Source organism: Paucibacter sp. M5-1 (assembly GCF_027498415.2).
Lineage (GTDB): Bacteria > Pseudomonadota > Gammaproteobacteria > Burkholderiales > Burkholderiaceae_C > Roseateles_E.
In genome coordinates, this window is sequence record NZ_JAPZLM020000001.1 from 1,460,431 (window position 1) to 1,482,470 (window position 22,040).

The 22,040-nt window shown below is 63.9% G+C and carries 24 protein-coding genes and 1 pseudogene; 13 read left to right on the forward strand and 12 right to left on the reverse strand.

Translation table 11 applies throughout. The annotated features are described in order from the left end of the window. Nucleotides 1–55 precede the first annotated feature (55 nt). A complete protein-coding gene (gene cadR, locus O5M90_RS06720; RefSeq protein ID WP_137944480.1) occupies nucleotides 56–535 on the forward strand; it encodes a Cd(II)/Pb(II)-responsive transcriptional regulator in 480 nt (159 codons plus the stop codon). Between the two features lie 28 nt (nucleotides 536–563). On the opposite strand, the gene O5M90_RS06725 is transcribed toward cadR, so the two are convergent. Next, the gene (locus O5M90_RS06725) at nucleotides 564–908 is read right to left on the reverse strand and encodes a CzcE family metal-binding protein (protein WP_137944481.1); all 345 of its coding nucleotides are present in this window, start codon (nucleotides 906–908) and stop codon (nucleotides 564–566) included. A 360-nt stretch (nucleotides 909–1,268) separates the two neighbouring features. Further along, nucleotides 1,269–1,637: a hypothetical protein gene (locus O5M90_RS06730; protein ID WP_137944482.1), complete on the reverse strand. Its 369-nt coding sequence runs from the start codon at nucleotides 1,635–1,637 to the stop codon at nucleotides 1,269–1,271. A 428-nt stretch (nucleotides 1,638–2,065) separates the two neighbouring features. Between O5M90_RS06730 and O5M90_RS06735 the strand changes: the two genes are divergently transcribed. Then, nucleotides 2,066–2,398, forward strand: a complete 333-nt coding sequence (locus tag O5M90_RS06735; RefSeq protein ID WP_137944483.1) for a hypothetical protein — start codon at nucleotides 2,066–2,068, stop codon at nucleotides 2,396–2,398. Nucleotides 2,399–2,630: 232 nt separating this feature from the next. Here the strand turns inward: O5M90_RS06735 and O5M90_RS06740 are convergent, their stop codons facing one another. Next, nucleotides 2,631–3,761, reverse strand: coding sequence for a hypothetical protein (locus tag O5M90_RS06740; protein WP_137944484.1), 1,131 nt, complete (start codon nucleotides 3,759–3,761; stop codon nucleotides 2,631–2,633). A gap of 409 nt (nucleotides 3,762–4,170) precedes the next feature. Then, a complete protein-coding gene (locus O5M90_RS06745; RefSeq protein ID WP_137944485.1) occupies nucleotides 4,171–4,425 on the reverse strand; it encodes a helix-turn-helix domain-containing protein in 255 nt (84 codons plus the stop codon). Nucleotides 4,426–4,580: 155 nt separating this feature from the next. On the opposite strand from O5M90_RS06745, the gene O5M90_RS06750 reads away from it, so the two are divergent. Together O5M90_RS06750 and O5M90_RS06755 are read left to right on the forward strand one after the other, a co-directional pair. Then, entirely contained in the window at nucleotides 4,581–5,174 is a 594-nt protein-coding gene (locus tag O5M90_RS06750; protein WP_137944486.1) for a hypothetical protein, read from the forward strand. A gap of 96 nt (nucleotides 5,175–5,270) precedes the next feature. Then, nucleotides 5,271–6,041 (forward strand): hypothetical protein, encoded by a 771-nt coding sequence (locus tag O5M90_RS06755; protein WP_137944487.1) that lies wholly within the window; start codon nucleotides 5,271–5,273, stop codon nucleotides 6,039–6,041. 251 nt (nucleotides 6,042–6,292) lie between these two features. Here O5M90_RS06755 and O5M90_RS06760 read toward each other — a convergent pair whose 3' ends face one another. Both O5M90_RS06760 and O5M90_RS06765 read right to left on the reverse strand, forming a co-directional pair. After that, complete coding sequence (locus tag O5M90_RS06760) at nucleotides 6,293–6,982, reverse strand: hypothetical protein (protein WP_137944488.1); 690 nt, start codon at nucleotides 6,980–6,982, stop codon at nucleotides 6,293–6,295. Then, nucleotides 6,982–7,458: a hypothetical protein gene (locus tag O5M90_RS06765; RefSeq protein ID WP_137944489.1), complete on the reverse strand. Its 477-nt coding sequence runs from the start codon at nucleotides 7,456–7,458 to the stop codon at nucleotides 6,982–6,984. The genes O5M90_RS06760 and O5M90_RS06765 overlap by 1 nt, the downstream gene beginning before the upstream one ends. 284 nt (nucleotides 7,459–7,742) lie before the next feature. Between O5M90_RS06765 and O5M90_RS06770 the strand changes: the two genes are divergently transcribed. Genes O5M90_RS06770 through O5M90_RS06780 form a run of 3 tightly spaced genes read left to right on the forward strand, consistent with a single transcriptional unit; the run spans nucleotide 7,743 to nucleotide 10,986 of the window. Beyond that, nucleotides 7,743–8,909 carry a CBASS cGAMP synthase gene (locus O5M90_RS06770; RefSeq protein ID WP_137944490.1) on the forward strand — a complete coding sequence of 389 codons (1,167 nt, stop codon included), beginning with the start codon at nucleotides 7,743–7,745 and terminating at the stop codon, nucleotides 8,907–8,909. Further along, entirely contained in the window at nucleotides 8,906–10,522 is a 1,617-nt protein-coding gene (locus O5M90_RS06775; protein ID WP_137944491.1) for a ThiF family adenylyltransferase, read from the forward strand. The genes O5M90_RS06770 and O5M90_RS06775 overlap by 4 nt, the downstream gene beginning before the upstream one ends. Beyond that, nucleotides 10,510–10,986 (forward strand): Mov34/MPN/PAD-1 family protein, encoded by a 477-nt coding sequence (locus O5M90_RS06780; RefSeq protein WP_137944492.1) that lies wholly within the window; start codon nucleotides 10,510–10,512, stop codon nucleotides 10,984–10,986. The genes O5M90_RS06775 and O5M90_RS06780 overlap by 13 nt, the downstream gene beginning before the upstream one ends. 65 nt (nucleotides 10,987–11,051) lie before the next feature. Here O5M90_RS06780 and O5M90_RS06785 read toward each other — a convergent pair whose 3' ends face one another. From O5M90_RS06785 to O5M90_RS06795, 3 genes are all read right to left on the reverse strand, one after another. Further along, nucleotides 11,052–12,464 carry a CBASS cGAMP synthase gene (locus O5M90_RS06785; RefSeq protein ID WP_137944493.1) on the reverse strand — a complete coding sequence of 471 codons (1,413 nt, stop codon included), beginning with the start codon at nucleotides 12,462–12,464 and terminating at the stop codon, nucleotides 11,052–11,054. Between the two features lies 1 nt (nucleotide 12,465). After that, nucleotides 12,466–13,464, reverse strand: a complete 999-nt coding sequence (locus O5M90_RS06790) for a CBASS cGAMP-activated phospholipase (protein WP_137944494.1) — start codon at nucleotides 13,462–13,464, stop codon at nucleotides 12,466–12,468. Between the two features lie 445 nt (nucleotides 13,465–13,909). Continuing rightward, nucleotides 13,910–14,374, reverse strand: coding sequence for a hypothetical protein (locus O5M90_RS06795; RefSeq protein ID WP_137944495.1), 465 nt, complete (start codon nucleotides 14,372–14,374; stop codon nucleotides 13,910–13,912). An 84-nt stretch (nucleotides 14,375–14,458) separates the two neighbouring features. On the opposite strand from O5M90_RS06795, the gene O5M90_RS06800 reads away from it, so the two are divergent. From O5M90_RS06800 to O5M90_RS06810, 3 genes and pseudogenes are all read left to right on the forward strand, one after another. Then, on the forward strand, nucleotides 14,459–14,704 hold the full coding sequence (locus O5M90_RS06800) for a helix-turn-helix domain-containing protein (protein ID WP_137944496.1): 246 nt from the start codon (nucleotides 14,459–14,461) through the stop codon (nucleotides 14,702–14,704). Between the two features lie 243 nt (nucleotides 14,705–14,947). Next, a pseudogene (locus O5M90_RS06805) lies at nucleotides 14,948–15,466 on the forward strand (nicotinate phosphoribosyltransferase); the annotation flags it as partial. Between the two features lie 53 nt (nucleotides 15,467–15,519). After that, a complete protein-coding gene (locus O5M90_RS06810; RefSeq protein WP_137944497.1) occupies nucleotides 15,520–15,717 on the forward strand; it encodes a putative motility protein in 198 nt (65 codons plus the stop codon). A gap of 20 nt (nucleotides 15,718–15,737) precedes the next feature. Here O5M90_RS06810 and O5M90_RS06815 read toward each other — a convergent pair whose 3' ends face one another. Both O5M90_RS06815 and O5M90_RS06820 read right to left on the reverse strand, forming a co-directional pair. Continuing rightward, the gene (locus tag O5M90_RS06815) at nucleotides 15,738–16,553 is read right to left on the reverse strand and encodes a LytR/AlgR family response regulator transcription factor (protein ID WP_269840453.1); all 816 of its coding nucleotides are present in this window, start codon (nucleotides 16,551–16,553) and stop codon (nucleotides 15,738–15,740) included. Nucleotides 16,554–16,563: 10 nt separating this feature from the next. Further along, complete coding sequence (locus O5M90_RS06820; protein WP_269840454.1) at nucleotides 16,564–17,646, reverse strand: sensor histidine kinase; 1,083 nt, start codon at nucleotides 17,644–17,646, stop codon at nucleotides 16,564–16,566. A 92-nt stretch (nucleotides 17,647–17,738) separates the two neighbouring features. Here O5M90_RS06820 and argH point away from each other — a divergent pair, with 92 nt between their 5' ends. From argH to O5M90_RS06835, 3 genes are all read left to right on the forward strand, one after another. After that, on the forward strand, nucleotides 17,739–19,148 hold the full coding sequence (gene argH / locus O5M90_RS06825; RefSeq protein ID WP_269840455.1) for an argininosuccinate lyase: 1,410 nt from the start codon (nucleotides 17,739–17,741) through the stop codon (nucleotides 19,146–19,148). Nucleotides 19,149–19,199: 51 nt separating this feature from the next. Then, nucleotides 19,200–19,682: a hemerythrin domain-containing protein gene (locus O5M90_RS06830; protein ID WP_269840456.1), complete on the forward strand. Its 483-nt coding sequence runs from the start codon at nucleotides 19,200–19,202 to the stop codon at nucleotides 19,680–19,682. A gap of 205 nt (nucleotides 19,683–19,887) precedes the next feature. Continuing rightward, nucleotides 19,888–21,117 carry a DNA polymerase Y family protein gene (locus tag O5M90_RS06835; protein ID WP_262969430.1) on the forward strand — a complete coding sequence of 410 codons (1,230 nt, stop codon included), beginning with the start codon at nucleotides 19,888–19,890 and terminating at the stop codon, nucleotides 21,115–21,117. On the opposite strand, the gene O5M90_RS06840 is transcribed toward O5M90_RS06835, so the two are convergent. Then, a complete protein-coding gene (locus tag O5M90_RS06840) occupies nucleotides 21,114–22,022 on the reverse strand; it encodes a LysR substrate-binding domain-containing protein (protein WP_440401902.1) in 909 nt (302 codons plus the stop codon). The genes O5M90_RS06835 and O5M90_RS06840 overlap by 4 nt on opposite strands. Nucleotides 22,023–22,040: the final 18 nt, after the last annotated feature.

The window sequence follows — 22,040 nt, forward strand, 5'->3', positions numbered from 1 at the left end:
AAAACTCTGTAGTCGGTGTAGAGTCAAGCGCAATGGCAAAAATTCGAGGCCACCCATGAAAATCGGCGAGCTGGCCGTGGCGAGCGCCACGCAGATCGAGACCATCCGCTTCTACGAGCGTGAGGGGCTGATCCCGACGCCCGGGCGCAGCGCGGGCAATTACCGTCTTTATGACGACAGCCATGTGCAGCGGCTGATCTTCATCCGGCGTTGCCGCGGTCTGGACATGGCGCTGGACGAGATCCGAACGCTGCTGCGCTTCATTGACCAGCCTGGCGCCGACTGCGGCGAGGTGAATCAGGTTCTGGATGATCACATCGGCCATGTGGCGAAGCGCATCCAGGAACTACGCGCGCTGGAGGTCGAACTGCGGGACTTGCGCTCACGCTGCCAGTCCACCAGCCCGGGTCAGGCCTGTGCGATCCTACGAGAACTGAATCACCCCCAAGTCGGCGAACTGGCGCCACGGCCAGCGTCAGACGTCCACACCCACGTCGGCGCAGTTCATCGCCGCAAGGCCGGTGTCAACTCCTGACACCAGCGCGGCATGCGGTCGGAGAAACTCAGTTCCGCTCGCCGTCGTTGCGCGCGACATAGACCTTCAGCGGCTTGCTGCTGAAGCCTGCCGGGGCAATGGCCTGCAGGTCAACTGCGCGGTGACCGACCACGTCGAACTTCCAGCTGAAGCTCTTGTCGCCGTTGCGGAAGGTCACCGTCTCGCCGCAGTCGATATTGAGCGTGCTGACCTTGCTCACATCGACGACCTTGGCCGTCTGCGATGCGGCGGTCGTTGCGCCATAGATCGACTTGCCGTTGGCCAGGGTACTGGTGTCCATTGCGGCGCTCGCCACGGTAGCGGACATGGCCAGGCCAAAAGCGATGGCGACATGAGTGAAGGAACGGTTCATGGTTGACTCCTAACGGCTTGAGATGATCGGCATATCGACGCGACATGCTTTAGCGATTCATCCTGGGCTTGACTTTAGGAATCCCCCTCCGTCAGGGCTCGCACTGCTGGATTACATTTGCGACATCCTCCGAGGCCAAACAAGCCAGTGCAGCATGTCAGTCACGCTGATTGCGGTTCGAAGCTCATCTGCCAGCAACAGGGCCTTGAGCTGAAGACCCGCGAAGACAGGCCTGCCCATAGGATGCACGGTGCTCCCTCGCGCAATGGTTGCGCGCTGGTATTTGGGCCCGACACGGCCGTCGATTCCATCTCGATGCGAAGCGGCTTCGACAACGGCAACGCGAACGAGCCTGAACATCTACGACTGATCCCACGCTTCGATCACGATTTGATCGGTTGGTGAGCGCATAGCGATGCGTTCGGGATGGTGTGTGAAATCGCCGACCCATCCGGCGCGCGTGAAGTAGTCGTCGCCAAGGACATCGAAGCCCCGATGCTCTGGCGCCCGGCCGTCACGGATGACCGGCAGCACCGCTGCCGCGGTCGAACGATACCTAGTTGGATAACCGTTGCCTGACTCGAACTTCGCCAGGCCCTGTTGGACGAGTCTGTCGATCCAGTCGAGGCCGCCCATGCCGCACCGCCAGCTTGCAAGCGTGTTTGCACCATCCAGCTTTGCCGGCTCATCACCGTCGGCAATTGAAATGACTATGAGCCAGCCCAGCATCTTCGTTCCCGACGGCCCAAATCCGCTCCCATTCGCGCACGAACGGTAGGACAGCGAATGATGACAGCCACTTACGAACGCCCCTGCATTTAATGCGTGGCATGAGGAAGCATGGTATTTTCCGCCCATGAAGCCTGACGAGCAAAACCAAGATCGGACGGCGGACCCTGTGTCTACCGAAGGCGGTGATCGGCACCCTCAGCTCAACTTCAAGCTGCACTTGCGTCTGATGCTTGAGGGCGGTGCCCGACCTTCAACGCTCGAGTCTGCGATGGCGGCGCTTCATCGCATTCGTCGGCGCGGGGAAACCGAGGCACGAGGGGTCGGGCAGTGAAATCAACGACTTGCGCGAGGTGCAATTGCGGTGTTCGGCCGCAATTCACCGCAATGCATCATGTCGGAGCTCGATCCCGAGCAAGCTGACACCCATGTTCTCGCCGCGTGAACTCGATCTGAAGAGTTTGGCCCTGCACGAGCTGGTGGCGCAGAAGATCCGGGCGGATCCGCGACTGTTCTCGAAAGCGCGTGACATGCTTGACCGGATGGTGGACCAGAGTGGCGGCGCCCCGCGTCTCTACGCGGCAGCATGGCTGGCATTGTTCGACAAAGGCCTTGATGAAGCGCTCGCTATGGCAACAGCGGACACTGAACAGGGGCAGTCCATGAGGTCCAGTTCGCCGTTTGCGTCCATTTTGAGCGAGGACGAACGCCTTGATTTCCTCGCCGCATGGGCGTCTCGACGCACCACCGATCCGATTTGATAACAACCATATTGCTGTCGTCAGCAACGTGGTCAACGGGCCGACGCGGGTATAGCGCTGCGCAAAGCACCGCTACGGGGTCAGCAAGGACCAACCCTAGCTCTCCGGGAGCCGTTTACGTCAGGTAGACCGAGTGATCAACAACACCGGAATATGCATGAGCAGCACCAGGACCTGGGATCCGACGACCGCCATGAAATGGCACTTCGATTCGCTGCCCTCGTCCCGGGGATTAACGTTCTATAGGCATCAAATCCAGCGCCCGTGCAAAGGCAAGGGCCTCGGCCATCGTGGAGCCGACGTGGCACTTATATCGCTTATCAAGTGCGACATCCGGCCGCCGGATCATTGCGCACAGCGAGCGCTCGGTAAAAAACGCGTCGCAATAGCCCACCGCGGCAGCAGCATGCTGGAAGTCGAAGAAGTCATTGGCCTTGAACTGACGCTTCTTGTCCCAGCGGACACTGGCATGAAGACAGGTCTTGATATGAATGGTGCGCAAGGCATCTTTGGTGACGTCCTTCTTGAAGGCCGCCATCAGAAGGTTCGTACAGTTCCGCTCCAATTCCTGCCACTGAGCACTGCCCCTGCTGGCGGATTCGCCGATCTGGCTCTGCGCCATGCGATTCAGAACATCTGCCGCTCTTTCGGCATAGAGTTCAAGCACACCTGACAACTCCAGGTGGTAGGTCTGCTCAAAACTTCGCAGTTCGGCAGCGTGTTGCCGGTTGGCGGCATTCAATTGAGCTGCGAGTGCATCGAAACGCTGCGACGCGCCCGGCATAGCTTCACCGATCAAGCCGTCCATCTGAGTCAGTGAGATGGTCCACATGTGGTCGAAGAACGCCTTCTGCATCGCAAGCTCGCTGGCCGGGTCGAACGAGGACCAGGCTGGATGGGTATAGCCGAGCACGTAGCTGAGCTTGGTCCACATGAGGTGATGGAGCGGGTAGACCTTGAGCGGCGTCAGCGTTGCATGAATGAAGTGAGCGATCTCGGTACCGATACGAAGATCCAGCGGTATCAACGTCACGCCCTGACTGAGCTCGTCCACCAGCTCGACGGTGGCGCGCCTGGTTGACGCATCGCTTTGCTTGAAGATCTCGATGAACGCGCTATCGCTGATAGGACAAAAGACCTTGTCGGCTGCGACCAGCCTGCGCAAGAGGGCCAGGAACTCAAGACTGGAGTTGTCCTTGCAACACCCCAGCGCCGCCTCCCGCAGCGCGATCCAGAACTTCAGATCCAGGTAGATCGCGACCTTGCCTTCCAGCACGATGGCCAAGCTGACCTGACACTGGCGCACATAACTTTCAAGCGATATGTCCGGTGTGGCCCGGTGCTCATCAATGGTTATCTTCATCAGCTCCGACGGTGACTCTGCCTAACAGCCCCTGCAGCGAAGAGATGCCCCGCCGCCAATTGGCTCATGCTTGCCACCCGCCCCTCCCCGGCAATTGCGGTGAATTGCGGTCCAACACCGCAATTGCGGCTCCTGACAGCAATTGGGCCAAGTGCCTGACTTGCCCCGCTTCTCCTGGTCGCGCCACCGGTCCTCTCTTCTCCAGATGGAAAAAAGCCCCGGCCATGGGCCGAGGCTGGAAAGCCTAACGCTGTCGTCACGCTGAGGCTCCTGCTCAGGGAGGAAAAGCAGGGGCAACACCTTGCGGTGCCGCCGAGCACCACTTTACCAAGCCCCGCATGATTGGAGGCTGGGGCAAACGCGCGGCCTGCTGCTGCAGCGTCGCGTGGTCGGCATCGGGCATACCGCCTCAGCTTTCGTCCAAACCCTGAAACTGCAGCGGATCGACCAGGTCCCGCAGGGAGACGCCGATGGCCTTGGCCAGCGCCTCGGCGCTGTCGAAAGATATGTTGACCGTGCCGCGCTCAACACGGCTGAGATAGGCCCGCGACACGCCAGCCTCCAGCGCCAAACCCTCTTGGGTCTCATCCTTCAAACGCCGAGCTCGACGAAGGTTGCGAGCAAATATCTCTCGGGCGGTAGGGATCGGCTTGGCTTTGGACATGGGCCAAGCATGTATTTCGGGCGTCTCCCTCTCTACACTTTCCGTTATTCATTTGGTGCTCTTTGTGTATCATTTGGACTAACATGAAGAACTCGATGAATAACAAACAGCACGGATAGAGCTATCCGATGATCGTTCTACCTGGGGAGGAAAGAATGGAAATTGAAGGACGTTGCGCTACGCCTTTGCTTGCAGCGCTTGGGCTGCTGCTCGCGCAGGACATCTATGCCGCACCACCTGCCGCCCGCGCGGGGACAGTGCGGCTGACTTTCGACAAGGCCGCGATCGCGTCACAGCGCGACACGAACCCCGCGCTCAACGGATCCGTCGCCGATTGGCGCCCGATGCCGCCGGACGCCATCTTGCAAACGGCCGCAGATGCTGCCCGGCAGGACTCCAATCCGGCGCTCAATGGCTCGGTGTCCTCATGGATGCCGCTCACTCTCAGCGAGAACGCGTCGATCAGCACCGCCTGGACCGCCTGGACCGCCTACGAGCATTGCCATTGGCGCCAAGCCTTCGAAGGGTTTGCGGCGCACGCCGATGCAGGAGATTTTCACGCGGCACGTATGGCGTTGGCCATGACCAGGCACGGCAACACTCTCTACGGGCAGACGTTTGAGGTGTCCGAATCTCGGCGAAAGGCCTGGCGCCTGGTCATTGAGCTTGGGCCGGCAGGGCAAAGGCATGACGCCGCTGCGGCTGTACATACGGCGCTCGACCAAGCCCCCGCAGCCTCCATGCGATAGAGGCCACAGCACATGCACTTTACGCTGCCAAGGCAATCGTCTCGCCCTTTCCGCTGCACCTTCCACTCGATCCCCAACAACAACGGAAAAGTCCCCATGCGACTCGCCCGCATCGCAGCCACTGCGGCCATCATTGCCGCGCTGAACACCGCCCATGCCGGTGTCAGCAAGGCGGTGGACACCGCCGGCGCCATTCAGAACTTCGACGTCCTCGGCGTCAAACTCGGCATGACCGAAGCTCAAGCCGTGGCGGCAATCAGGCAACGCTTTCCAGATGGCAGTAAGGACAGCCGCGGTCGCACCATCAAGTTGAAGATATCGGATTACGCTTGGCCCAACTCGATCACCCGCGCGCCAATGCGCGCCGGCATCCGCTTCGATATGTTTGCCGAGCAGAAGAGCAACTACGATTTCGTCAAGATCCTGATCCACGATGGCAAGGTCTGGGCGATCTGGCGCGACGACACGACGTCAACCTACTCCTATGAGAAGACCATCGGCGACATGAGCAGCAAGTACGCTGGTGCTGCGCCCATCAACGACTATTTCGACATCCTCATCAACGGGCAACGCAAGAGCGACGGCACCAAGACGCTGACGGGCTTCGAGCTTTACCAGGGCGCCTGCAGCGACAACACCCTGCCGTTCGGCCGTGTCAACCAGGGCGACTCGATGCGCCTTGAGAACGGCTGCAACAAGGTCTTCCGGCTCAACTACGGCGTGATCTCAACCGCCGGCGTGAAGAGCATGGGCAACGGCAGCGCCCAGCTCGTGGATCTGGATGCAGGTCGAGCGTTCTTTGCGTCCATGGCGAGTGCGGCGGCAAATAGCGCGGCTAAGGGAGCGACGTCGGGTGCCAAGCTCTAAACCGACGCTGATATCCTTTCCGCAGCGGTTGCGGTCCGTCGCCGCGGCGGCACTGACGCACGGTCTTTGTAGCGTAGCAGTCATCCGTACGGCGTCGGTTGCTCTTGCTCGTTGACCGCTTATGGTCGAGCATCCGACGTTATCTGCGCAGAGCCAGACCAAGTCAGTCAACCGACTGCTGTCTCCACTGCATTGGCAATGCCAACGCTACCGACCGTTACAGACTGAGCGATAGCGAAAGCAGTCGGAATTTATTTAACGACAGCCGAGCCCGGGATCTTCCGCAACTCGGCACGGGCCTGCTGGGCATCAGCAAATGAGCCGATGCCGTTGAAATCCCGCGTCACAAGGTCCAGAGAAATGCGGCCGCGGGTGGGCGAGTTGGTCCAGTAGTAGCCTTCCAACCGCTTGTCGCCGGAGGTGAGCTGAAGGTCGCCGTAGCCGATGGTGATCTTGTCCTCGGCATCCTGCATCCGCCTCATCTCGAACACGTACTGAAGCTGCGCTATTGCGCTCCGCGGCTCCACCATCATGGTTTCCAGCGTGGAGCGAGCTGGCTGGCCGGGCGTGTAGGACTGGATCGTCAGGAAGAAGTAGCTCTGCTGGACCACGAACGCGATCGGGATGGGCGGCAACGGATCGGCACCTTCGGAGGACTTGAACTCCGACTTCAGCTCACCCCACCACAGTCCATGGACCATGCGCTTGTCCATGAGCCAGGCGAGCTTCGGGTACTTCCACTGCAGCTTTGAAAGCAGCAGGATCAGCAGCGGCGGCACGGCCAGCGCAGTAGAGACGCTTTGCCAGATGACCTTCAACGGGTGCGCCTGCAGTTCCGCCAGGCGGAAGAAGAGGATCGCGGCGGCCACCACCAGCACGACATAGCCGCAATACTTGAACAACCGCAGAAGATCGGCGTAGGTCAGGCTTACGGGCAGCATCAGAGGGTTTCATTCAAGGTCAGCCGTCCGGCTTCGTAGATAGAGGCCACTCGTTCGTGGGTCAGCAGCCCGATGGCGGCGATCCCCGCCACATTCGACGCCAACAGCGCCGTCATGTGCCGGGCACCACTGGCCCGGGGCGGGCCTGCGGACGGATCGGGTAGCGGCGGCGCGATGAACTGGCAGAGGTGGGTAAGCGACGCAGAGCCCGCGTGGACGAAATGGAAGCCGTCATGCCAGCGCGATGACCGGCGCGCCGTTCGGGCCAGCACGTCACAGATGGGCTCTAGCCCCTCGATCGGGAGCTCGAAGCGCTCATTGCCACAGACTTCAAGCTGCAGGTGCGGCAGCGCAGCCAGCGAATCGTAAAAAACGATGCCCAGCCCGACGAAGTCGTTGGCCAGCCGGGGAGCGGCGTGCCGCAGCAACTGAAGCGCACTGAATGCTTGGAGGGAACGCAAAGGCAGGATCTCCATACAGGCACGAGCCTGACGATCTACCAATCATAGATGTAGCCTATGTGTTGCTGAAGACAGATTGATCGATGAACGATCACCGCACTCTATAAGTATCAACCCTATATTGTCAGCGCGGCTATTGAAAATCCTAACGTCGTCACCATTGGTGTTGTGGTCGAGATCCTCAGCACGCTTTGGAGCAGTAGCCGGCTTGCCGGCTGAAGGGTGGCACGGGTGGCTCGGCACCTGCAAGCGACGCGTCTGGACGCGCGTCGTGCCGTCCACCTCACGCCCATCTGCCCATGCTGAACCTGAGCGCCCTTTTTTACACAGAAGTCGAATTTGAACCCTGCCTCTTCGGCAACCTGAACCTGCGCGACAACGACCGCAAGGACATCGCCGATGCCAAGCATGAGGTCCGGATGGCGCTGCGCGACGGAATCCCCCGGGTCTACGCGGCGGAAGGTCATCCCGGCAAGGTCCCGCAGCCGCGCTTTTTCACCCAGGGCTCCTGGGCGTACAAAACGTTGAACGCCCCGGCGCAGCGGCCCCAGCAGGCCGACGTCGACGACGGGTGCTATCTGCCGCTCAGCTTCCTGAACCAGACCGACAGCCCCAGCGTCGCGGCGGACGTCTTCTTTGGCGTGGCGGAGGAGGCGCTGGCTGACCTCGTCAAGGAGAAGGGCTGGAAGCTCTCTGGCAAGCCCACCTGTATCCGCGTGGAGATCAGCGACCTCGCGCACATCGACATCCCGCTGTACGCGATCCCGGACAACGAGTTCGAGACCCTCGTCAAAGCGGAGAACGCCCTGCGCGCTTCCCTCGATGGCATCCGCAACTTCGCCGAAGCGGCGATGGACAGCTGGGAAGATCTGCCCAAGACGAAGGTGCTGCTGGCCCACCGCGAGGAAGGTTGGATGCACTCCGATCCCCGCCCGGTTAAGGAGTGGTTCGTCGACCAGGTCGAAACCAGGGGCGAACAGCTCCGCCGCGTCGTGCGCTACATCAAGGCGTACCGCGACTGGACCTGGAAGTCGGGTGGCCCCAGCTCGATCCTGCTGATGGCGGCGGCGGCACCGCTGTTCGTGAAGCAGGATCGTCGTGATGATCAGGCGCTGGTCGACGTCGTCAAGCAGCTGCCGGCGGCGCTGCGCAAGGGCGTCAGCAACCCGATCAACTCGAAGGAGTCGCTGACCGACCGGCTGCGTTCGGTCAGCGATGAAGTGGACTTGGTCGAACAGGCGGCGCTGCGGTTTGAGGATCTGGGCCGCCGACTCCAGGCGGCCCTGGATGCCGGCAGCGCCGAGCAGGCGTGCACCTGGCTGCAGGGGCTATTCGGGCCGCGCTTCCCTGACCGCCCCGACCGCGTGAAGGTGGGCGCGGTGGCTTCGGGTGTGGCCGCCGCCATCGCTTCCTCCCCGGCGATCGCCGGCCCGAACGAACTGGTCGGGCGGACACGCGCCGGATGAAATTCGAGAAGGTCGCAATCCCGGACCTGACAGCCGCGCTACACCAGCGCGGCTTTTCGTATTTGAAGCGCGACGGGCGCGGCTGGATGAGGTTCGCCGGCCAGCTGCGTCTGAAGGCGAAGAACTACCCCTGTGAGCTGGCTGTCTCGCCCGCGCTCGATGAATTTCCTCGTGTTTGGCTGACGCCGGTTCCGCCGGGACGTCCTGAACTGCAGCCACACCTCAGCGCGAGCGGGTATCTGTGCTACCTGGCGTTGGGCTCGGTCATCTTCGACTTCTTCGACCCGATCCGCCAGACGATGGTCTGCCTCGACCGAGCTGAGCAGGTCTTGGAAGACATCCTGGCCGGCAAGATGGTCGAGGATCTGGCGGAGGAATTCCACATCACCTGGGGCAGCAACTGGTGCATGCTGGACGTCGACGAGCGCCGGCCCGGCGGTCTGGACGCCTACACGTTCGGTGGAAAGACGAGCATCGTCACGGACGACGAGACGCGCACCCACGCAAAGCTAGAAGCCTTTGGCCTGGGCCTGCCCAAGGTCGAATTGTCAGCGTTTCGCGTGCGCACCAAGGTAAGGCCGATGCCGCTGCAGGAAAGCTGGCCGCCCAAGACCGTCCAGACGTTCCTGAAGTGGCAGAACACGTTGGACCCGAGGTGCAGCAAGAAGATCGAGCAGCGCCTCATGGAGATGTTCCGGGTGAAGGCGACGCGCGTGTTGGTCCTGATCGACTCGCCGCAGGTCCAGTACGGCATCGAGGTGGACCTCAAGCGCGATCCCGCAGGCGCAGGCAACAAGCCGTCGCTGCGCGAGATCCTCTACCGTCTGCCAGTCCACCACATCTCCGTGTGCCGCATCGATGACCCGTACCTTGCCGAGCGCAACCTCCCCGGCTCCAAGACCCTCGCCGGGCTCAAGGTCGGGCTGGTCGGGTGCGGGACCATCGGTGGTTATCTCGCCGAGATGCTGGCGAAGGCCGGCGCGGGCACGGTTGGTGGGAAGCTGACGTTGGTGGACATGGGATCGCTTGAGCCAGGCAACCTCGGACGCCATCGGCTCGGTTTCAATGCACTCACCAAGAAGAAAGCGGAGGCGATGTGCGAGGAACTCAAGCGCGTCGCGCCAGGCATCGACGCGGTGGCCGTGGTCGGGGATGTCAAGGATGCGAACCTGGGGCCGCTGGACCTGTTGATCGACGCCACCGGGGAACAGGGCCTGACCGACTGGCTCACGTGGCAGTACGCCGACAAGGTGCCGTTCCTGTCGACCTGGGTGGAGGGGGCTGGCGCCGCCGTCCGCGCCCTGATGAAGGCCAAGCCTGAACTCGCCTGTGCGCGATGCGTGTCACAGCCGCCCCTGAAGGACCAATACCGCGTGTTCGACGTGCCGCCGGAGGTCATCATGAAGGGACATGGCTGCGAAGGACTTTACGTCCCGTTTCCTGCCGCCGCGTCCGTGCAGGCGGCCGCGCTGGCGATGGAGATGGTGCAGGCCTGGTTGGACGGCGCCGAGTCGCCCAGCTTCAGGACGCGCGTGCTCGATCAACAACGCGCTGCCCACTTCAAGGATTCCTCGCCCCAAAGGTACGAAGGATGCCCCGCATGCGCCACGTGAGCGACTGGACGCTGGCCGACGGCAGCCTGCTGCTGAACTTCTCCGACGAAGTCCGCGGTGTGTTCGAGAGGAATGTCCAGGTGGGCGACCTCCCGGAGAGCGGCGGCGTGCTGCTGGGGACTGTCCACGAGCGCGGCCTGCTCGTCACCGTGGCGACAACGCCCACGCGCCTGGACCGTCAGCTCCGCTATCTCTTTGAACGGTTGCCGTTCGGCCACCGCGCGGTGGCAAGACGCCAGTGGCGCCAAAGCGCTGGCACCACCCGCTACATCGGTGAGTGGCACACGCACCCGCAAGACATCCCCGCCCCCTCAGGCATCGATCTGAACGAGTGGCGGAAGCTGGCCAAAAAGAGGGCCGACAAGCGACCGCTGCTGGCCGTCATCGTTGGTAGACATGGCCTTCACGTGGAGCTGGCGCACGGTAACGGCCATCGAGAACTGCTCAGTCCTTACATCGAATGAGCACGTAGGGTGCAGCGCCTGCGCTTCATGTAGCCGCAACTCCACTCAGGCCAGTTCGATGTGGATCATCGCCGACGCTTCATGCGCAACCGCGTGTACGACGGCTTTGCGGGGGCGTGGACGTGGTGCTGAACGTCGCGGATGGTGACCGGCACCCGCCGTGCGGCGTAGACCTGGCCGTTGACGCGCACGATGCAGTCCATGTGATGCGTACCGAGGTAGCGAGTACGCTCTTCCGACTGCAGCAGCCGCATCCCCATCTTGCGATGGCCAAGGTCGCTGAAGGCGTCGGCATCCAATCCCTTGTTGCGTACCGTCCATTCGACGGTGGCGAACTGCGGGACGATGTGAGGGTTGGCGATCGTGAAGACCAGCGTGCAGCCCTTGGCGACCCCGGCCACCTGGTTGCGGTGGGTGGCCACAAAGCGGCGATTCATGCCGGTGCCTGTGTAGACCGTGATGTCGATGTCGGGCAGCTGCATGAGCGACCGTGAGGTGCGCTCGTCCACCAGTTCGACCTCATCCACGTTCGGTAGCGGCATCAAGAAAGAAAACACCTCGCTCCAGATCAGCGCCGCCGAGCCCTCATCGGCCGCCTCTGCGGCGCGCTCCGCGATGTCCAGCAGCACATCGAGCCTCGGCAAAAACGCGGCCCACGCCTCCTCACTCATGCGGTTGAGGTCTTCTTCGGCTTTGGTGGCTGGGTTCTGAACACTGCGATTGCGGTTCAGCCGTCCGTGCATGGTCCTGATGATGGAGATCAGGGCATCGTCATCGGCGACACCGAGCAGGAGCGCGAGCCCGATGTCGGGGTAGGCCTCGGTGGCCAGGACCGTGAGGAAGATCGAGGACGGACGCGAGTCGGGGATGTCGTCGAACGACAGGGCGGCCCAGGCCTTGAGGTAACGGATCAGTCTGCGCACCTGCTCGCGCTCGTCCCCCGTCAGTGCGTCCCGGAACCACTTGTAGAAGGCCTTGGGGTCGCTGGCCTCCCAGCCCTTGGTCAGGCAGGCCAGGCGCCGCTTGTCGGTGTCGCTGTTGAGGTGGTAGACCGGGGTGTCGATGTGGAACTGATGTTGGTACGACGCCCGCGAACACCGCTCCTTAGGCGGCTCCGCTACCGACCGGATGTCCGCACACTGGCCACGGTAGTCGACGAGCTCCTGCTGCACCCAGCGACGCAGTTGGTCGGCCGTTGGCTCGATGTTCTCGCCCTTGCCCCATCCGAAGTAGACGCCGAGGTCGACGTCGTATTCCTCGCCGGGGTGGACGGGCTTGATCAGCGTGCCGTACTTGTAGGAGCCCTGGAGCCACGTCGAGATCGGGTAGCCGTGCTTCGCCTTGAGCGACACCTTGAGGTACTCAGCCAGCAAGTTCCAGCTGTTCTGCAGGAACTCGCGCTGCCGCGTCGTGGGGCTGACGCGGCTGATCAGGGTCTGTTCACCGGCGCCGTTGAACAGAGAGCTGGCGCGGCCCACCTCAGCCGCCCCGGAACAGGGTCATCTGGGGCTCGTGTTTCAGGAATGGCGCCAGCTTCGTGTTGAGGATATCGCTGGCCGCCTTCTTGCCCAAGGCCATCAGCGTGCGCCGCGCAGCCTCGGTCGCGACGTCTAGACCGAGGTCCTTGGCCTGCTCGTTGGATGGCAACGCGTCGAGCCGGAAATACCGGTCCTTCAGCTTGTGCTGCATCAGTTGGTCCACCAACTGCTGCTGCGACGAGATCGTGACGGAGAAGAGCCGGTTGTCATCCATCCAACCCTGGATGCCAAGCTCGCGGCCTGACTCGAACGACAGGGAGTACATGTTGGTCGTCGTGCCGACGCTGAGGATGCGGACGGCTTCGCTGGGCACGCCGAAGAAGTGTTCTGCCTCGTGCAGCGCCAGCAGGTCCGGTGCGTTGGCGTACAGGCCACCGTCGGCGTAGCGCTGGCCGTCAAGCTCCGCCAGCTCGAAGAACGTCGGTGCGGCCGAGGTGGCCAGGGCCACGTCTACCACCTTGTACTTCCAGTCGCGGGTCCACTCCGCCTTGTGCCGGGTCTTGAAGACCTGCGGCTTTCCGCTGGTGACATTGACCGCAGGGATGCCGACGGCGTGAATGGCGTCGTTGAGGGTGGCGTCCTCAGGAATGAGGCTCGTGATCACGTCGCGCAGGGCCTGTGTCCGGTACCGAGGCTGATCCCAATGCCGCCAGATGTCCAAGCCCTTGCCGATCTTGCCCTTTGGCTTGTCCCGCGGCGGGAAGATCTTCTCGCCCGAATGCTCGAAGGCCTGGACGACCTTCAGCATGGGGACTTCGAACGCCACGGCCAGCGCGATGATGCCGCCGATCGAGGTGCCATAGGACAGGTCAAACCGACGGCCGATGGGCTCCTCGATGTGGTCTTCCATCTCCTGCAGCGCACGCGCCGTGAACAGGCCGCGATAGCCTCCGCCGGTCAATGCCAACGCCTGAAAGGGCCGGTCTTTGGTCCACGACATACTTATCCTCCTCAATCTTGGTTTTAGGATTGAGGATACCAATCAGCGGGCATGCGCTCGATCACTTCACGCATCTTCCGTCGCTCGCGCTTAGATTACTGGCGCTGTTGACTGAGCAGTCGGTTTGGGCAGCACTTCGGTCGTAAGTGCCGCTTGCCCTCGAACGTTCGGTTGCGGCGGAAGCGGCTGCTAGGGCCTTCGCCGGCGAATGACTCAGATCCGCCTATGGTCACCGTTGCTCGGATGAGAGCAGCCATGCAACATAAGTGATCCATGGCGACACACCGATCGGCCATCTGAGCCGTCCATATCTAAGGACTGGTCTTGAGTCAGCAGCGATCAATTGGCGCCGTGGTCAGTGAATGATCGGTGTGCGCTTCAGCGGCCTATTACGGGACTCAGCCGCAAAAGTCTCTCGATGCCCGCTCGCTCGCTCGCGACGAGTCTATGCCCGATACCTACGTCCCACCGACCAATACGCCTCGCTGTCCTCCACCAACTGAAAGTCTGCCTCGCCAGCCAGAAAGACGTTCCCAGAGGCACATAGAAGGGCTGTTCTGGTATCGCCCAGCGATACGCCATGCCAAGGCGCTATTTTTTGCACCAACTCGACCCGTGGCGAGCCATCGCCATTCTCCGGAGGGATCAGAACCGAGATGGACTCGATTTCGGCATCGATTTCGCCCAGGAGCTGAAGGCCCGCAGTGTTGGGGGCAACCAGGAGCAACCTGTCCGAAGGCTGCAAGTCGCGTTGAGCAAGACAGACCAGCAATATGCAGGACCATCTCCAAGGCGCGGCCAGCCAACTCTCACGGTTGTCGGCCGAGGCGATTTTCTTATTGGAAGCCAGCGTTTCCCGTTGGCCCTCTGTGATCGTCAGGCTTTCTTGCATGTATTTGGCGCTACTCATGCGTCGACGATAAGTGCTCGCACGCGATACAAATGTGGAAGATCATCCGTGGTGTGATTGGCATCATATGGCAACCATTCCCGGATGCCAATTGCCTCGCCACGACATGCGAACGACCCTGCGCTAGTAGCGCTCGGAGTAGCGATTCGCGCCGCGCGTAAAGAGCGCGGAATTTCCCAGGAAGAGCTTGCGCATATGGCAGCCATTGACCGGTCGTACCTCAGCAGCATCGAGCGCGGTGCACAGAACCCGGGGATCGTGTCGATCCTTCGGATGACGAACGCGATGGAAATGACGGCAACCGAACTCTTTGCCGAGGCGCGGCTCTGATCAAAAAATGCGGCAACGGGATAAGCTCTGCATCGTGACGAGGCTGCCCTGTGAGATGCAAAAATTGCGCAAAACAACTCCTTCAGCCTGAATATCTCAGCCCCTCGTGCCATGGACATCGCCGTCTTCATGGACAACTTGGGAACGCCAGCACAACGCAAGTCATGGACATCACGGAGTTTCCGTAAACCATTGCTGCGCCTGGGATTTTTTGATGTCCATAGCACTCCCACTCGCGGGTGCCACGAGTATCTGCAGACCTTCCAGGCCCTGGATGTGCGCCTGCGCGACCACCAGAAGGCGGCGTTGGAGGCCTGGGTGCAGGAGTACCGCGGCGATCTCGGCGTGGCGCTGACCGATGTGGTGGGCATGGATGCCTTCCTGGCCGATTTCGATCTCTATTTCGCCAAGCTCTTCGACGGCCTGCGGCATGACTCGGGCGATCCGGTCTGGTGGGGCGAGAAGGCGCTGGCCCATTACGCCAAGCTGCGCATCGATGCACACACCAAACGCCTGGTGTTCTCCGACAGCCTCAACATCACCAAGGCGCTGGAGCTGTACCGGCATTTCGCCGACCGCACCCAGCTGGGCTTCGGCATCGGCACCTCGCTGTCCAACGATATGGGCCTGCGCACCCTGCACATCGTGATGAAGCTGACCCAGGCCAATGGCCAGCCGGTGGCCAAGCTGTCCGACAGCCCCGGCAAGACCATGTGCGACGACCAGACCTTTCTGGCCTATCTGCGCCAGGTCTTCGGCATTCCCGCCCCTCAAGTTGCCGGGCCAGCGGCCGATAAACAGGGCTCGGAGGCGCCATGGACATCAACACCACATCCCTGATCAACAATCTGCATAGCTCGCAGGCCGGCTCGGTGCAAGCCAGCGCCCAGCTGCTGGTGCTGAAGCAGGCGATGAACCTGCAAGGCCAGGGCGCGATGGCGCTGCTGGCCTCGGTGCAGCCGCCGCTGGCCACCAGCGGCAATCTGGGCACCCAGCTGAACGTCTACGCCTGAGTGGGCCGCGGGCGCCGGGCTCAGTCCCTGTGCCCCGCCAGCGCCTCGCGCACCGCCGCCACCTGGCGCCGCGAGACGGCCAGCCACTCGTTGACATGGGCGATGCGCACCGCCCAGCCCTCGGCCCCTTCGCCGCCATCCGCCGAGCCGCCATCGAGCTCGCCGAAATCGGTCGCCGCATGGCGCTCCAGTTCACGCACCGCCGCCTTGGCCACCAGCGCATTGCGATGCACGCGCAAAAAGCGCTCACCCAGGCGCTGCTCCAGCTCCGAGAGACTGCCGTCCATCACCAGGCTCTGACTGGCGGTGCGCAGGGTCAGATACTTCATCTCGGCCTTCAGGTACAGCACCTCGGACAGCGGGATGCGCAGCAGGCGGCCGCGGTCATTGATCGAGATCACCTCGGCCTCAGCCGCCCTTTCGCCGGGCTCGCGGCGCGCCGCCGCCCGCTCGGCCAGGCGCTGCGCCACCCGTGCCAGCGCGGCCTGCAGGCGGTCGCGCCGCACCGGCTTGGTCAGGTAGTCGATCGCATCGAGCTCGAAGGCCCGCAGGGCATGCTCGGCATAGGCGGTGACGAACACCACCGCCGGCCGCAGCGGCAGCTCGCGCAAGGCCTCGGCAAGCTGCAGTCCGTCCGGGCCGGGCATTTGCACATCAAGAAGCACCAGATCGCAGCCATGATCTTTCAACCAGGCCTGGGCTTGGGAGGCGGTGCCGGCCTCGGCCACCACCTCGGCGCGCGGCTCGTCGCAGGCCTCCAGCAGGCCGCGCAGGCGCATCCGCGCCAGCGGCTCGTCATCAACCAACAGGACTTTCAAAGCGGGCTGTGTATGCATGGCAATGGGCTCAGCGCGGCAGCAGGATGCGCACCGTGAAACGCTGGGCCTCCTGGCTCACCTCAAATCGGGCGGCCACATCATGCATCAGACGCAGACGCTGGCGCACATTGCGCAGCGCCAGGCCGTGGCCGGCCTGCTTGGCCTTGGCGCCGACCGTGTTGACCACCAGGATCTCGACCTCGGCGCCGCGCGCGCGCGTGCTCACCTGCACATCGCCGCCGCCGTCATTGGGTTCGACCCCATGGCGCACCGCGTTCTCGACCAACGGCTGCAGCAGCAGCGGCGGCACCCGGGCGCCGGCGGCCGCCGGGTCGAGCTGCCACTGCACCCGCAGGCGCTCGCCGTAACGGATCTGCTCGATGTCCAGATAGCGCCGCGCGAGCTCGACCTCGGCCTCCAGGCTGACCACGGTATCGGCCTCGGCCAGCGCCACGCGAAACAGCTCGCTGAGGTCCTCCAGCACCCCCTCGGCGCGCTGCGGGTCGACACGCACCAAGGCCATCGCGGTGTTCAGCGTGTTGAACAGGAAGTGCGGCCGGATGCGCGACTGCAGCTCGACCAGACGGGCCAGCGCATCGGCCGGGCGCTGCGTGCGCTCGCGCAGCTTCAGCCAGTACAGCAGCATCGCGGCGGTGGCGCCTCCGGCCAGCGCCACGCTGAGCAGGCGAAACCAGCCACTGGCCTCGTCGCTGGCCAGGTTCAGCAGCTGCCAGCCCCCCAGCGCGCACAGCGCCCCCAGGCTCAGCACCACCAGCCACTGCCAGGGCTCGCGCCAGCGCGCCAGCAGGCGCCGCAGGCCACAGACCAGCAGCAGCCACAGCAGCACGCCGCTGAGCGTCACCACGGTGCCGCTGCTCATCCACAGCGCCCATTGGGAAAAATCGCGGGCCCCCAGCGCCAGCCCCAGCGCCAGCAGCAGCTGCACGCCCAGCACGGCACGCAGCACCAGGCCGACATGGCAGACATCGAAGACCCGCTGGGCGTCGAACAACGGTGAGAACCGCTGGGCCTCGGTCGGCTGCGGCGCCAGGCCCAGCACGCTGGTCAGGTTGCGACTGTCGGACCAGTCATGCTCATGTCGTCCCGCCATCGTCTGCCAGCCCCTCGATAGAATCGCGTTTTCCCTATTTTGCTCCAGGCCGATCTCGCGTCGATGCGGGCCGGCCCTGCCGCCATCCCACCATGTCCCAGCCCGCAGACAACCAACTCGCCAACAAAGCCCAAGCCTGGTCCGCCCTGTTCTCCGAGCCGATGAGCGAGCTGGTCAAGCGCTACACCGCCAGCGTGTTCTTTGACAAGCGCCTGTGGGCTGCCGACATCCAGGGCAGCCTGGCCCACGCCGAGATGCTGAAAGCCCAGGGCATCTTGTCGGCCGAGGACCACGGCGCGATCGAGCGGGGCATGGCCCAGATCCGCGGTGAGATCGAGGCCGGCAGCTTCGAGTGGAAACTGGACCTCGAGGATGTGCATCTGAATATCGAGGCCCGCCTGACCGAGCTGGTGGGCATTCCGGCCAAGCGCCTGCACACCGGGCGCAGCCGCAATGACCAGGTCGCCACCGATGTGCGGCTGTGGCTGCGCGGCGAGATCGACGAGCTGAACGCGCTGCTGAGCGCGCTGCAGCTGGCCTTGGTCGAGGTGGCCGAGAAGAATGCAGAGGTCATCCTGCCCGGCTTCACCCATCTGCAGGTGGCCCAGCCGGTGGCCTTCGGCCATCATCTGCTGGCCTACGTCGAGATGTTCGCCCGCGATGCCGAGCGCCTGGCCGACACGCGCCGCCGCGTCAACCGCCTGCCGCTGGGCGCGGCCGCGCTGGCCGGCACCAGCTACCCGCTGGATCGCCAGCGCGTGGCCAAGACCCTGGGCATGGAAGAGGTCTGCCAAAACAGCCTGGACGCCGTCTCGGATCGCGACTTCGCGATCGAGTTCACGGCCGCCGCCTCCCTGATCATGGTGCACATCTCGCGCCTGTCGGAGGAGCTGATCCTGTGGATGAGTCAGAGCTTCGGTTTCATCGACCTGGCCGACCGCTTCTGCACCGGCTCGTCCATCATGCCGCAGAAGAAGAACCCCGATGTGCCAGAACTGGCGCGCGGCAAGACCGGCCGCGTGGTCGGTCATCTGATGGGCCTGATCACCTTGATGAAGGGCCAGCCCCTGGCCTACAACAAGGACAATCAGGAGGACAAGGAGCCGCTGTTCGACACCGTCGACACGCTCAAGGACACCTTGCGCATCTTTGCCGAGATGGCCGGCGGCATCACGGTCAAGCCCGAGGCGATGGAGCGCGCCGCGCTGAAGGGCTATGCCACCGCGACCGATCTGGCCGACTACCTGGTCAAGAAGGGCCTGGCCTTCCGCGACGCGCACGAGATCGTCGCCCATGCGGTCAAGACGGCCATCGGCATGGGGGTCGATCTGTCGGCGCTGCCGCTGGCCGAGCTGCAGAAGTTCGATGCCCGCATAGCCTCCGATGTGTTCGAGGTGCTGTCGCTGCGCGGCTCGCTGAACGCCCGCAACATCCTCGGCGGCACCGCGCCGGCCCAGGTGCGCGCCCAGGTGGCGCGGCATCGCGCCCGGCTCGGCGCCTGATCTTGAGCCAGCGCAAGTCCGACCCGACAGGGTCGGGCTAGGCTGGCGGCCATGAACAGTCTGACTTGGAGCGACGACCTCGCTCTCGACCACCCCCAGCTGGATCGAACCCATCAGGAGTTCGTCGAACTGCTGAACGCGCTGGCCGCCCTGCTTGCCCAGGGGGCTGCCGATCCCCTGCCCCTGTATGCCCAGCTGCTGGCCCATACCGAGGCCCACTTCGCGATGGAAGAGGGCTGGATGGCAGCCACCGGCTTCGCGCCCGACAACTGCCATGCCCGCCAGCACGCGATGGTGCTGGACCTGATGCGCCAGGTGCAGATCCATGCCCATGCGCAGCAAGACCTGGAACCGCTGCGTCGGCTGCTGCCGGAGCTGATCGGCTGGTTTCCCGCACATGCCGAGATGATGGATGCGGCCCTGGTCTATCACATGGGCCAGCTGGGCTTCGACACCGGCACCGGCCGGATGAGTCGACCGCCGCTCCAGTCCACCCCGGCCATCAGCTCTTGCGGCAACAACAGCTGCGCGTAGACGCTTGGCAAGCCGGGCCTGGCTTCGTATACTGTATGCATCAACAGTATTCGAGGGGTCCATCATGCGTTCCTGCTATCGCCAGACCTACAGCCCGGCTCCCGTGCTGCGTGTTCCTCGCTGGCTGCGCAGCCTCTGGGTCTGGTTGTGAGCCGCGCCTGCTGCTGACTTCGCGTTGTCAGCAGGGCCGCCTGACAATCGCCGCATGGCCCGCCCACCGGATTCCGCTGCCCTCCCCGACCGCCTGATCGCGCATCTGGACATGGATGCCTTCTACGCGTCGGTGGAGCTGCTGCGCTATCCCGAGCTGAAGGGCCAGGCCGTCGTGATCGGAGGCCGCCGTGCCCATGAGCCCAAGACCTTGGCCGACGGCACCCGCCGCTACGCCCGGCTGCGCGACTACACCGGACGCGGCGTCGTCACCACCTCGACCTATGCGGCGCGCGATCTGGGTGTGTTCTCCGCGATGGGCCTGATGAAGGCAGCACTGCGCGCGCCCGACGCCATCCTGCTGCCCACCGACTTCGACGCCTATCGCAAGTACTCCCGCCTGTTCAAGGCGGCCGTGGCCGAGATAGCACCGGTGATCGAGGATCGCGGCATCGACGAGATCTATATCGACCTCAGCGAGGTCGCCGGCATCCGCGAGCCGGTCGGGCACGACCCGCTGGGCGGCGTGCGCGCGGTGGCGCGCGATATCAAGAACTCGGTGCAGCGGGCCACCGGCCTGAGCTGCTCGATCGGCATCACCCCCAACAAGCTGCTGTCCAAGATCGCCTCGGAGCTGGACAAGCCCGACGGGCTGACGATCCTGCTGGCCAGCGAGATCCCGACCCGCATCTGGCCGCTGGCGGCGCGCAAGATCAACGGCATCGGCCCGAAGGCCGCCGCCAAGCTCGCCACCCTGGGCCTGGAGACCGTCGGCCAGATCGCCGCCGCCGATCCGGCGATGCTGATCAGCCAGTTCGGCACGAGCTACGGCAGCTGGCTGCACGAGGCCGCCCACGGCCGCGACCAGAGGCCGGTGGTGACCCACAGCGAACCGGTCTCGATCAGCCGCGAGACCACTTTCGAGCGCGATCTGCATGCGGTGCATGACCGCGCCGAACTGTCCGCCATCTTCAGCCGGCTGTGCGAACAGCTGGCCCGTGATCTGGAACGCAAGGGCTACCAGGGCCGGACGGTAGGCATCAAGCTGCGCTTCGAGGGTTTTGTCACCGTGACCCGCGACCTGACCCTGGATGCGCCGATCGCCGACTTCGCAGCGCTTCGTCATGCGGCCGGCAGCTGTCTGAAACGGGTCGATCTGAGCCGGCGGCTGCGGCTGCTGGGCGTTCGGATCGGCGGCTTGTCGCGACCTGGCGACGCCCAGGCGGTACCCAGGCCGCTTCGAAAGGCCGCCGCGCCCCGGCTGGAAAGCCAGGATCTGTTCTAAGGCCGGCGTCGCAACAGCAGCTCGTACAAGGCCCGGGCCGCCGTGCTCAGCTCCCGGTCACGCCGCCGCACCAGAAACAGCTGCCGGTCCGCCAGCCCTCGCCAGCGCAGCTCACGGGTGGCAAGTTCCGGCTGCCTGAAATGAAACAGGCTGAAGGCCGGCACCACCGACAGGCCCAGCCCGGCGCGCACCATGCCCATCACGGTGGCCAGCTGCTCCACCTCCATCAGGGTCTGCAGCTGCAAGGGATGGACGGCCGCGTCCAGCAGCTGGCGCACGCTGCTGTGGCGGGCCAGGTGGATGAAGGGAAAGGGCAGCAGATCGCGCGGCTTCAGGCTGGGCCGCGCCAGCAGCTCGTGGCCCAGCGGACAGACCAGGTGGAAGCGGTCGCTGGCAAACGGCTCGGCGCGCAGCTCGAGCGTATCCGCCCGCACCGCGGCGATCGCGAAATCGGCCTGGCCCTCGCGCACCCGCTGCAGACAGGGCTCGCTGAGCACATCGGCCACCTGCAGCGCGATGCCCGGGTGGGCGGCGCGGAACTCGCTGAGCAGGCCCGGCAACCAGCCCGCCGCCAGCGAGGGCAGCAAGGCCAGCGAGACCTGGCCGCGGCGCAGCTGGGCATGGTCGCGCACCTCGGCCAGGGCCTGACCCAGTTGGGCCAGCAGCGGCGCAGCGCTGCGCTCGAACACCTGACCCTCCACCGTCAACGCGACATGGCGGGTGCTGCGCTCGAACAGGCGTGCGCCGACCGCCGTCTCGAGGCCCTGGATCAGCGCGCTGAAGGCCGGCTGCGACAGATGGCAGTGCACGGCGGCCTGGGTGAAGCTGCGCAGCCGCGCCAGCGCAACAAAAGCCTGCAGCTGGCGGCTGGAGATGCTGGCCGAGAAAGCGCGATCGTCATTCATCTGAATTTCAGAATAACC